The sequence below is a fragment of the Agathobaculum sp. genome, assembly GCF_050946325.1.
Lineage (GTDB): Bacteria > Bacillota > Clostridia > Oscillospirales > Butyricicoccaceae > Agathobaculum.
The window spans coordinates 1-9943 of the sequence record NZ_JBMNUP010000059.1; the positions used below are offsets into that span (position 1 = coordinate 1).

Annotated in this window: 11 protein-coding genes; 5 read left to right on the forward strand and 6 right to left on the reverse strand. The window is 57.5% G+C overall.

The features are described from left to right. The first annotated feature begins 113 nt into the window (after positions 1-113). From ACOYIE_RS06195 to ACOYIE_RS06205, 3 genes are read left to right on the forward strand one after another with little or no spacing between them, the layout of a single operon-like run. Complete coding sequence (locus tag ACOYIE_RS06195) at positions 114-1457, forward strand: glycosyltransferase family 39 protein (RefSeq protein ID WP_433411446.1); 1344 nt, start codon at positions 114-116, stop codon at positions 1455-1457. Then, on the forward strand, positions 1450-2388 hold the full coding sequence (locus ACOYIE_RS06200) for a glycosyltransferase family 2 protein (RefSeq protein ID WP_433411448.1): 939 nt from the start codon (positions 1450-1452) through the stop codon (positions 2386-2388). The genes ACOYIE_RS06195 and ACOYIE_RS06200 overlap by 8 nt, the downstream gene beginning before the upstream one ends. Continuing rightward, a complete protein-coding gene (locus ACOYIE_RS06205; RefSeq protein WP_433411450.1) occupies positions 2385-2798 on the forward strand; it encodes a GtrA family protein in 414 nt (137 codons plus the stop codon). The genes ACOYIE_RS06200 and ACOYIE_RS06205 overlap by 4 nt, the downstream gene beginning before the upstream one ends. Before the next feature lie 105 nt (positions 2799-2903). Here ACOYIE_RS06205 and ACOYIE_RS06210 read toward each other — a convergent pair whose 3' ends face one another. The 6 genes from ACOYIE_RS06210 to ACOYIE_RS06235 all read right to left on the reverse strand — a co-directional run bounded on the left by ACOYIE_RS06210 (position 2904) and on the right by ACOYIE_RS06235 (position 8824). Continuing rightward, positions 2904-3578, reverse strand: coding sequence for a helix-turn-helix domain-containing protein (locus tag ACOYIE_RS06210; protein WP_433411452.1), 675 nt, complete (start codon positions 3576-3578; stop codon positions 2904-2906). An 84-nt stretch (positions 3579-3662) separates the two neighbouring features. Continuing rightward, complete coding sequence (locus tag ACOYIE_RS06215) at positions 3663-4700, reverse strand: tyrosine-type recombinase/integrase (protein ID WP_433411454.1); 1038 nt, start codon at positions 4698-4700, stop codon at positions 3663-3665. Positions 4701-5006: 306 nt separating this feature from the next. Continuing rightward, positions 5007-5414 (reverse strand): hypothetical protein, encoded by a 408-nt coding sequence (locus ACOYIE_RS06220; protein WP_433411456.1) that lies wholly within the window; start codon positions 5412-5414, stop codon positions 5007-5009. A gap of 174 nt (positions 5415-5588) precedes the next feature. Then, positions 5589-6332 carry a type 1 glutamine amidotransferase gene (locus ACOYIE_RS06225; RefSeq protein WP_433411458.1) on the reverse strand — a complete coding sequence of 248 codons (744 nt, stop codon included), beginning with the start codon at positions 6330-6332 and terminating at the stop codon, positions 5589-5591. A 13-nt stretch (positions 6333-6345) separates the two neighbouring features. Continuing rightward, the gene (locus ACOYIE_RS06230) at positions 6346-7746 is read right to left on the reverse strand and encodes a MurT ligase domain-containing protein (protein WP_433411460.1); all 1401 of its coding nucleotides are present in this window, start codon (positions 7744-7746) and stop codon (positions 6346-6348) included. 805 nt (positions 7747-8551) lie between these two features. Next, positions 8552-8824: a hypothetical protein gene (locus ACOYIE_RS06235; protein WP_433411462.1), complete on the reverse strand. Its 273-nt coding sequence runs from the start codon at positions 8822-8824 to the stop codon at positions 8552-8554. 66 nt (positions 8825-8890) lie between these two features. Between ACOYIE_RS06235 and ACOYIE_RS06240 the strand changes: the two genes are divergently transcribed. Then, positions 8891-9172, forward strand: coding sequence for a hypothetical protein (locus ACOYIE_RS06240; protein WP_433411464.1), 282 nt, complete (start codon positions 8891-8893; stop codon positions 9170-9172). A 180-nt stretch (positions 9173-9352) separates the two neighbouring features. Continuing rightward, positions 9353-9769 (forward strand): hypothetical protein, encoded by a 417-nt coding sequence (locus ACOYIE_RS06245; RefSeq protein WP_433411467.1) that lies wholly within the window; start codon positions 9353-9355, stop codon positions 9767-9769. Positions 9770-9943 lie beyond the last annotated feature (174 nt).

Genomic DNA, 9943 nt, shown 5'->3' on the forward strand with positions numbered 1-9943 from the left:
CTCATGTTTTCACAGACTATCCATGGGTCAGAAAGGCGGGATCACTGATGGATAGGGTTTTTCATGGGTTTCGTACCCTTTTTTGCGTTTGTTTTGTCTGTGCGGCAGCCGCTGTGCTGGGTTTGGACGGCTATGCGCTTGCGCTGCTTGCAGGGATAGGCGTTTGGCTGCTTGTCCGCCGCCGACCGCTCCCGCGTTTTACGCTTCTTTTGCTGCTTGGCGGCTTTGCGCTGCGCGTTTTCATCGCGCTGGTGCTGCACCCGCCGATTGAAAGCGATTTCCGGCTGATGTTTGAAGCCGCGCAAGGCCTGAACGCCGGCGATCTTTCCTTCCAGAACACCGTTTATTTTTCGCTCTGGGCCTATCAGAGCGTATTCGTCGCCTGGCAGGCCTTTTGGCTGCGGCTGTGGAACGACCCGATGTGCCTGGAACTGCTGAACGCTTTGCTGGCCGCCGGCACGGTCTGCCTGCTCTACCGCATGGTGCGGCAGTGGGTGGACGAGCGCGCCGCGCAGGCCGCCGCCCTGCTGCTGACGCTGTTCCCCTTTGCGCTGACGCTGCACACCGTGCTGTCCAATCAGATTCCTTCGGCGTTCTTTCTGGCGCTCGGTCTGTGGGTGCTTGTCTGCGAGGACTGCGCGCGGCTGGGCTTCTGGCGTTTCCCGCTTGCCGGACTGGCGCTGCAATGCGGCAACCTGCTGCGCAGCGAAGGCATCATCCTGCTGGCTGCCGTGCTGGCATGGGCCGTGTTTGAGGGGCTGCGCCGGCCGCAAACGGTCAAGCGCCTGCTGGCCGGCATGCTGGCGCTGCTGGCGGTATATTTTGCCGGGCATGCCGCGGCGGACGCCGCCGTGCGCAAAAGCGGGCTGAACGATTACGGCGTACAAAACGGAGACCCCGGCTGGAAATTTGTCACCGGTCTCAATTACAACACCTGCGGCGGATATTCCCAGCAGGATTGGGAGAAAATTTATCCGACGCTGGACGAAAACCATCAGGTAACCGCCGAAACGGAGGCGGTGCAGCGCGCGCTGATTGCCGAACGGCTGCAAGCCGGTCCCATCCGGCTGGCGCGGCACGCCGTGAACAAGGTGCGCTTTCTCTGGAACGCGGACGCGCTGCACTGGGTGTTTGAACACACGCAGCAGTGTCCGGGGCAGCCGTTTGGGCTGGCTGCCATACAGGATGCGTATCGCTCCGTCCGCGAATTTGACCGCGGCCTGTTTCTGCTTGCGCTGGGTCTGGCCGCATTCGGCCTCATCGGGCCAAAAGACGCCTGGAAACACCGGCCTGCCGCGGCATATCTTCCGTTTTTTGTCTTTTTCGCCGCCTTCTGCGCGCTGCTGCTGATTGAGGTGCAGCCGCGCTACGCCTATCTGCCGCAGCTCTATGTGTTCACGGCCGCGGCGTTCGGCCTTGCCCGCCTGAATGCCGGAAAGGAGGAACAGCATGCCTAAAATCTCTGTCGTTGTGCCCTGCTACAACGAGCAGGACGCGCTGCCGCTGTTCTATCGTGAAATCACCCGCGTAGCCGGCGAAATGAACTATGCGCAATTTGAATTTATCTTTATTGACGATGGCTCCAGGGACGATACGCTGCCCCTGCTGCGGCAGTTTGCCGCTGCGGATGCGCGGGTTCGGTTTGTCTCTTTCTCGCGCAATTTCGGCAAGGAAGCCGGTATGCTGGCCGGTCTGGAAGCCGCCACGGGCGATTTTGTCGCGCTGATGGACGCCGATTTGCAGGACCCGCCCGCGCTGCTGCCCGAATTATACAAAGCCGTCACAGAAGAGGGGTACGACTGCGCGGCCACCCGCCGCACCACGCGCGAAGGCGAGCCGCCCATCCGCTCCTTTTTTGCGCGGATGTTTTACAAAATCATCAACCGCATCTCAGACGCCGATATTGTGGACGGCGCGCGCGATTACCGCCTGATGCGCCGCTCTGTGGTGGACGCCATTCTGTCCATGCGCGAGTACAACCGCTTTTCCAAGGGAATTTTCGGCTGGGTCGGTTTTCGGACCAAATGGGTGCCCTATGTTAACGTGGAGCGCGCCGCCGGAGAAACCAAGTGGTCCTTCTGGAAGCTGTTTCTCTACTCGCTGGAGGGCATCGCCGCGTTTTCCACCGCGCCGCTCGCCATCGCCTCTGTGCTGGGCTTTTTGCTGTGCGTGATCGCTTTCCTTTATATTGTTGTCATCGTTGCCAAAACGCTGCTGTTCGGCGAGGCGGTCGGCGGCTGGCCCAGCATGATGTGCATCATTCTGTTTCTTGGCGGCATCCAGCTCTTCTGCATGGGCATTCTTGGGCAGTACCTTGCCAAAACCTATCTGGAAACCAAAAAGCGGCCGGTTTATCTGGTGCGTGAAACGGAGAAAGGCGTCAAATGAACAGACTGACCCATTTGGTTGACGCCAAACTTTTGAAATTTCTGCTGGTCGGTGTGGTCAACACGCTGGTCGGCATGGCGATCATGTTCGGCCTGTATAACCTGGCCGGCTGTTCTTACTGGATTTCCTCCGCCGCCAACTATATTCTGACCAGCATTCTGAGTTTTTTCCTGAACAAGCGCTTTACCTTCCAGAACCGCGAACGCGGGGCCGGACCGGCTGTGCGGTTCGCGCTCAACATTGCCGTGTGCTATCTGCTGGCCTACGGCATCGCCCAGCCGCTGTGCCTGCATCTGCTGGCAGGGGCTGCGCAGGCCGTGCGGGATAATGTATCCATGTTCGTCGGCATGTGTCTGTTTACGGGTTTCAATTATCTGGGCCAGCGCCTGTTTGCGTTTCGGGAAAAATAAGGACGTCTCCCCTGCCGGAAACGCCGCTGTAAAAACAGCAAATCCTCCGTATGAAACATACGGAGGATTTTTTGTGCTGCTGCGGCAGGCTGCCGTGCCGGCAGCTTATTTTTTCCGCCGTTCCCAAAACAGCCCGGCAATGATGGAAACCAGCAGCAGACCGCCCCAAATCGCCCAGCCGTAGTGGCCGTGCCCATAAGGAATGCCCGCTTCGTACACGCCGAACTTTTCGCCCAGCGGAATGCCGAGCATCGCGGCCAGCAGGGTCGCCGCGGCCAGCCGCCGCCGTCCGAATGCCGCAGCCAGTACGGATACCGCCATTGCCGCCCAATACAGGCGGCTGCTGAGCAGCCACCCGAACAGATAGCTGTCCGAATGCCAGTCCGTCAGCCAGCCGAGCAGGCTGTGTCCGTCAAAATCGCAGAGCAGCGCCTTGCACAGCAGAAAAAACGCCAGATATGCCGCCGCCGTCAGCAGCGCATCCCGCAGACGGCTTTTGCAGGCCCTGCTGCGCGCCGCATTGTCCCGCTCGCGCTCCTGCCGGTACAGCGCGGCAACCGTTTCCGCCGCCGGCAGGGCCGGCTCCTCCCGCCCCGTCAGGCGGCCGACCGTTACCCCCAGCGCTTCGGCCAGGCGGAACAGGTTTTCCGTGCTTGGAGCCGTCTGCCCCGCCTCCCACTTGGTAACGGCCTGCCGGCTGACGCCGACCTGCTCGGCCAGCTTGTCCTGCGACAGGCCTGCCTGCTGCCGGTATGTACGGATTCTTTCCGCCAGCGTCATACGCCCCGCCTCCTTTTGCCTTCATTTTAGCATAAAAACGCCCGCCGCGCTATCAACTATCCGGCAACTTTCCGTTGCCTCGCCTCAGTGCAGCAGAATAACGGGCGTCGCTCCCTTTGCAATGGACACCTTTTCCACATACGGCACATGCGCGTATACGTTGACGGTTGTCGAAATATCGGCGTGCCCCAGCCATTCCTGTATCTGCTTGAGCGAAAATCCCTGCTGCAAAAGAATTGTGGCAACGGAATGCCGCAGGTCATGAAAGCGGATGCGCGGCAGCGCCGCCCTGCGGCAAACCCGCTCAAACTCGCGGGAGATATAGTCCGGCCGCAGCGGCGAGCCGTCCTCATGGCAGCACACATAGTCGGTCTTGCTGTATTTCTTGCCGTATTTTTTTCGGTTTTCATTCTGACGGCGGCGCAGATCGCTCAGATACCGCCGCAGGGAATCGGACAGCGGCAGCGTGCGGTGGCTGGATCTGGTTTTGACGCTGTCCGCATAGATGACCCTGCCGCCCGACTGCACCGCAGTATGGTTGATGACCATGGTGCGCGCGCGCAGGTCAATCGCGCTCCAGCGCAGGCCGGCCACTTCGCTGCGCCGCAGGCCGTACGTTGCGGCCAGCACAAAAGCGGCCTCGGCCGGAGAATGCAGCGCGGCGGCCAGAAACACGTTGATCTGCGTGCGGTCATATACCTGTCCATGAAATTTATAGCGTTTGGGCAGCATCACATTGTCCGACGGATTGAGCGGAATAATTTGCAGCGCAACCGCATATTTCAGGCATTTGTGCATGATGGAGTGAAACTTTGCGATGGAAGTGGGCGAAAGCCCCTGCTCAAACTTCAGGTTGACAAAGTCCTGAAAATCCATCGGCCGTGCGCTGGCCAGTGTGGTGCCGCGCGCGGAGAAAAACGGACGGATATGTTTTTCAAAGGCATAGCGATAGCCGTCCATCGTATTTTCACGCACCTGCGTTTTCATCTGATCCAGCCAGCCGTCCATAAAATCGGAAAACAGCATCTTTGCCTCTTCCGAATACCGCAGACGCATCAGCTCCTCCGGCCGCATCATAAAATGAATATAGCCGTCTTCTTCATAAATACGCAGATTTTCCATGTGAAAACCCCCTTCAAATGGTAAGATATGCTATATTCTATCATATTCCTCTGTTTTCCTGTCAAATGTTGTCTTTCTATTTCATGCGCGGCCGGACCGGCGCCGTCTGCACAAAGAGCAGCGCCGCTTCCCTTTGTGTGCCCGAAGTATCGTCAGGTCCGGCGGCATACCGCCTGACTGCGTGGGAGACAAAAGGCTCCCGCCCGTCCTGGGCAGGAGCCTTTTGCCTGCATATTCCGTTTAAACCCTGCGGTCAAATTCTCGCTGCGGGAGGCCTGCAAGCCCTGCTCTGTTGGATGGCGCTGCTTATTTCGCTCTGTTCAGCAGCTTGTTTGCATAGCGGTTCAGTTTTTCGCACGGTTCATATTTGGTCCGGTATCCCGTTCCGTTGATCACAACAAACGGATTGTACGCTGCGATTTCTTCCCGGGTCCCATCTGCCATTTGCAGTGTGAAAATAGCGGCCTGGCCGGCATATTCCGTATAGGATTGATCTTCATTATAGATAACGACCTCATTTAGATACGAAACCAGTTCTTCCATATCTGCCTCTGCTATGGGAATCGTCTGATCCGGCGGGCTCAGACGGACCGCCGCCGAAACGACATGCGATGCCTTTAAATCCCTGTAAGGCCTTTGCCCCCTGAAAACAAACAGGCCTGCGGCCACAGCACATACTATGGCCACGGCGGCGATTATGACTTTCTTTTTCATGCAGACCGCCTCCCTTACCGCTCTATGCTTCTGTTTACATATTATACAGACGAAAATCTCCTCTAAGTGTTCCTTTACAGCATGGCAGGATATTCAGCAAATATTTTCAGCTGCACCGCCGGCAACAAAAAAGAGGCGCGCCAGGCGCACCTCTTTTCCATTTATATTTTTCCGTCACGCCTTGCTCAGCCGGCGCTGCATATAGTCATGCGCGCTGTTTTCCAGCGTATCATCCAGAATTTCCAGCGGCTCAACGGCGCCATACTTTCGTTCCAGCGCGGTTTTCAGAATAAAATCGCACAGCACAGGGTTTTTGGGCAGCAACGAACCGTGCGAATAGGTGGCAAAGACGTTCTTATACCGCGCCCCTTCCGTCTGGTCCTCCCCGTTGTTGCCAAAGCCCGAGACCACCATGCCAAGCGGCGCGACGCTCTCTCCCAAATAGGTCTTGCCCGAATGGTTTTCAAAGCCGACCACCATCGTTCCGCCGCTCTCCGGCGTGGTTTGGAACATATAGTTGCCGATCAGGCGCTCTTTTGCGCCGATGGTATGCACGTCAATCGCGCCGATAAAATCCAGCTGCGTCCCGTCCCAGGTCTTGTAATACTGGCCGAGCATCTGATAACCGCCGCAGATGGCAAGAAAGACCTTATCCTCCTCAACCGCTGTGCGGATATCGCGCCCCTTGCCGCCGGCAAGATCGCGCAGCAGCACTTCCTGTTCAAAATCCTGTCCGCCGCCGATGAAAAAGATATCATATTTGTCAATATCAATCGGCTGACCGATCGAGCATTCGTCAACTGTTACGCCGATGCCGCGGCTTTCCAGCCGGCGGCGCATGGCGATGATATTGCCCCGATCGCCGTACAGATTGAGAATATCCGGATACAGGTGGCAGATATTGAGTTCCAGTTTCATTTTTCCCGCCTCCTTATTCATAAAACGCCTTTACGTTGGTGCGGCGGCCAATTTCATTCCGCAAATCGAACATGGCCGTGTACGTCGGCATCAGGAAGGCCGGCGTATCGTCCGCGCCTACCGCGTCCAGCAGCGCATTGTATTCGCGCACAATTTCCAGCCGGTCCAGCGGAAATCCGGCATATTTCAGGCGAAGCGCCATATCGTCCGCCCGCACACCGGATACCAGCACACGGGTAAAGCGCGCCTGCTGGGCCGCCAGCGTCTCAAAATCAACGTCCCAGATCCAGCTGATGTCCGTACCGTCGGCAAACCGGTCGTTCAGCAGAAAGGCCAGCTTGCATACGCCGTCGTCATGCGCAATCAGGTTGATGACCTGATTGAAGCCGGCCGGATTCTTGACCAGCATCATACGCGCCTGGCAGGCCCCCAGCTTGAACTGCTCGGCACGGCCAAAGCCGCATTCAAACGCCGCCAGCGCGCCCACGGCAATCTCCTCATCAATGCCGACGACATGCGACACCGCCGCTGCCGCCACCGCGTTGTAAATATTATATCCACCCGGCAGATTGATGTGAACCTCATGCGCACGTCCAAATACGGACAGCACCACATCGGACGAATCCGCGCCCACCGCGGCAACTTTGGTAACGGCCACATCGGGCTCGCGGCGGCAATACCCGCATTTGGGGCAGCGGAAGCCGCCCAGATGCCCATATGTCATATAATCATACACATATTCCGTTTTGCAGCGGATACAGTAAGGCGCGTCGGAAAGCTCGTGCGCCGTGTTTTCATAGATGGGCACATTCACGCCGAACCAGACCACCTTATTGGGCATGCTGCCGGCCAGCGAGGCGGTCAGCGAGCAATCGGCATTCAGACAGACCGTCGCATCCGGAATGTGGGTAATGCCCTCTCGAATCGCGTTCAGCGTATGGGTGATCTCGCCAAAGCGGTCGAGCTGATCGCGGAAAATATTATTCACAACCAGGCACTCCACCGGCAGGAATTTGCTTGCCGTGCGGAAAGCGGCTTCGTCGCATTCGATCAGGGCATGGGTATAGCGGCACTTGCCGCCCATCGTGCAATGCTGCGCAAACACCGCGATGATGCCGGTCAGCAGATTGGCACCCGATTTATTCGCAAAATATTGCAGGCCTGCATCCTCAAACGCCTTTTCAATCATGCGGGAAGTGGTGGTTTTGCCATTGGTGCCGGTCACAACCGTCACTTTCACGCCGCGCGACAGTTCGCCCAGAATATTTTTATCTATCTTGAGCGCGAGCTTGCCCGGCAGGTTTGTACCGCCGCGGCCCAGCCTGCGCAGCACCGCGCCCGAGGCCTTGCAGACCAGAACAGCCAGTTTGGTTTTGAGCTTCATTTTGATCCCTCTGTCTTTATATTCATCCATAAATTCAGTATACCGCATTTTGCGGTATGGCACAAGCAAAAGAGCATGTTCCGGGCATTTTTACTGAAAATTCATCAAAAATTTTTACCAATGCCTCGTTATCAAAAAATCGGATTATCCATTATTTCCCTGTTTTTTTCAAAGATGCATTTTTTGTTTTTCTGCCTTTTTTAGCGATTTTTTTGCTATTTCTATATTTTCTCCGCAAAAAAAGGTTTTCCGCCTGCCATCAGAAAAAGGTTCTCGCGCCTTTTCGAACATTTGTTCGATTTAGTATAAAAAACCGTCGAAGTACATAAAAATCCGCCCGTGGCTACCGTGGGCGGCCCGCCGTGAGTGTCTCCGGCTCGGGTAGCAGACGGGCGGACGCGCTCTAACGGTGAGGTCTGGCACAGCCCATGCAGAGATTGTGCTCGGCGGGTATGTGGCTGCCTGCCGTCAGCCGGATGACCCGCGCCGGTGTACCAAGCGGGCGGAGGAGTGCGGGCCCCCATCAGGGGGGCGGGCATGCGCGTTGTATGACACGGGACGGGCCGCGCGCCCGTGGATGATTACACGCGCCCATAGCCGACGGCCAAACGACCGACGGCACAAGCATAAGAGATGATAAGGCACCCTGCAAAGCAGGGTGCCTTATCGTATCTCTTATGGCCCTCCGCTGGGGGGCTGTCCATGCCTCGGGCGCTGCACTCCCTCAAGCATCAAGTATCGCTGCGGCGGGATTGGAGCAAGCGCATAATCTATCTGTCCCATAAACAGGACTTATTGTGTAACATCACTAATGCGAGCGGAGCGAGCCAAGTGGCTACGGAGTAGCTCGGGCGTAGCCCGCAAGCCGGATGGCGCGCGTGAGCAGGTGCCTACCGCACTCGGCTCTTGTCAACCGTCTATCGGCCTCACGGTTAACCTCCACGCAAAGCTCACTCAAAGCCTCCGCATCAGCCCGCAACAGCAGCAAGTCAAGCCGCACAAAGTCGGCGGGCGGGCTGCTGCGCTGCCGCGCATCGGCGCTCGCCCGCGCCACCAGATTGCGGTAGGCTCTCCGGCCCTCCAAAACGTCATGGGTTGGCCTCGGCATGGTCTCACCTCCTACAATATCGGATACTACGGTATAATAATAGCACAAGATATAGGAGTATGCAAGATGGACGAACAAGATATTGTGTATAAGCTTGTGGATAAGCACCAAAGCGTAACCGGCATGACAGCGCTCGTGGATGAGCACATAGAGGCGTTTGGCAACTGCGGACGGCTCGTCGTGCTCATGGATGTAGCGATGGATGCGCGCGCGTGGAACTATCTCGCCGTAATGTTGTCACTGGATGTGCTGGACGGGCTCTCAGGGCGGCCGCCGCGGCCAGCCGGAGACACAAAAGAGGATATGCTGGATGAGGGGGCGGCTCCGCCGCACGGCCTGATGCCCTGATAGGGGCGGCTCCTCTCGGCGGACCCCCTCGCCGCGTGGCGGCTCGGCCTGCCCGTCGTCGTCGCCGCGCGCTGCGGCAGGCCCGCGCAGCGGTTTGACAGCAGTCCGGAGGAGCTGCGCCGTGCGCATAACGCCGTCTGCGACGAGGGCGAACGCCTATCTGCCCGCGTAGAGGGCATCGTGGTGGACACCTTCGGGGACACGATCGACCGTGAGATGCTCTCTCACGAGCTGGCGGCCGAACTGGACGGCAAAGCCGAGCAAACGGCCCTCGCTGCGGAAACCGCCGCGCGGGAAACCCTTGCGGAAACTGTTGCGCAGAAGTGCGAATGCTACTTCGGCACGTATACCGGAGACGGCGCCGTAAACCGCACAATTGAACTGGGCTTTTCACCCAAAGCGGTGCTGCTGCTGCGCAGCGGATACCTGACTTATTACAATTACGTCTGCGGCGGGCTGGCGGTAGAGGGTGCGCCGGTATCCAGTGCAGGAATCACATTCATCTCTGTTTCAAAAAATGGTTTTCAGCTTTCCGATTGCACCAAAGTTGCAATCAACGTAAAAGGGGATCTATATTCCTATATCGCATTCCGCTGAATAAAAAGGGAAAACCCCTGCTGCATTGCAGCAGGGGTTTTTCATGCAATTCAGGGTGAATTAGTTGCCCAGAGCGTTCTCGATATCGTTGTTTACATCAACGAAGATAGCAGCCAGTTCGAAGTTGGAACCATCTGCATCGCCCTTAACCCAAACAACGTTCTTCTCGTCGCC